The organism is Mesorhizobium sp. P5_C1 (genome assembly GCF_054049815.1).
Map to the genome: position 1 here is coordinate 1 of NZ_JBFULQ010000982.1, position 1,286 is coordinate 1,286.

The window sequence follows — 1,286 nt, forward strand, 5'->3', positions numbered from 1 at the left end:
GCTCCGAGAAGGCCGGGTGGGGCAAGAAGTTGGCGAATGGGAGCGGTTTGGGCCTGGCCTGGTGCTATTCCCACGCCGGCCATGTCGCACAGTCGATTGAGATCAGCGTGGACACCGACAAGCGGATCAAGATCGCGCGCATCGTGGTGGTGCTCGATGTCGGCCCCATCATTGACATGGCAGGGTCCGAAGCCCAGGCGCAGGGAGCGTCGACCGACGCACTCTCAACGGCCATGGGTCTCAAGATCAACATMGAAAACGGCCGCGTGCAGGAGCAGAATTACAATGCCTATCCGATCCTGCGCATGCCTTTCGCACCAATGACGATCGATGCCTATTTCATCCAGTCGGACAATCCACCGACCGGCATGGGCGAACCTGCTTTCCCGGCGCTTGCGCCCGCGCTGGGCAACGCCATCTTCGCCGCCACCGGAGAGCGCGTGCGCCGACTGCCATTGCGCGATCTGGGCTACTCGCTGGCGGTCTGAAAGATCAATCGATGTTCAAGCGCTTCCAGCCACCTTGATCTTCATCTCTTCTTCGCCGCGCACCATTTTGGTCACAGCGGCGAAGTCGAGCTTGCCGGAACCGAGGACCGGCACTTTTGCAACGGCGCGGACTTCGGCCGGCACCATCAGGTCCATGGCGCCGTTCGCCTTGGCGAAGGTCAGGAATTCGGCGCGCGTGGCGTTGGCGGCCTCGGTGATCAGGATCAGCTTTTCGCCCTTGCGCGCATCCGGTACAGTGGCGACCGCTGAGAGCGAGCCTTTCCACAATTCGCCAGCCAGCGCCTCGATAGCAGCCAGCGATATCATCTCGCCGCCGATCTTGGCAAAGCGCTTGGCCCGGCCGCGAATGGTGATGAAGCCGACGTCGTCGACGGCGACGACGTCTCCGGTGTCATGCCAGCCGTCTTCGAGTGGTTCGAGCACACCGGGCTTCTCGGCCCTGAGATAGCCGGCCATGACATTGGGCCCACGCACGAAAAGCCGTCCGCCATCGTCGACACCGGGTACCGGATCGAGGCGATATTCCATGCCGGGCATGATTTTGCCGACGGTTCCGGAGCGGTTGTACATCGGCGTGTTGATCGAGATCACAGGTGCTGTTTCGGTGACGCCGTAACCCTCGAGGATGCGCACGCCGAACTTCTCCATATAGGTCATGCGCGTCGCTGCCTTGACCGGCTCCGCGCCAGCAAAGCAATAACGTATCGAGCGGAAGTCATAGGGGTGCGCGGTGCGCGCATAGCCGGCGAGGAACGTGTCGGTGCCGAAGATGATCGT

The 1,286-nt window shown here is 62.1% G+C and carries 2 protein-coding genes; one reads left to right on the plus strand and one right to left on the minus strand.

The features are described from left to right. Positions 1-488, plus strand: a 488-nt coding sequence (locus tag ACXJ7R_RS33220) for a molybdopterin cofactor-binding domain-containing protein (RefSeq protein WP_457155493.1), incomplete at its 5' end; no start/stop codon positions are given. Between the two features lie 15 nt (positions 489-503). Here ACXJ7R_RS33220 and ACXJ7R_RS33225 read toward each other — a convergent pair. Beyond that, a partial coding sequence (locus ACXJ7R_RS33225; protein WP_457155494.1) for an AMP-binding protein occupies positions 504-1,286 on the minus strand: 783 nt, incomplete at its 5' end.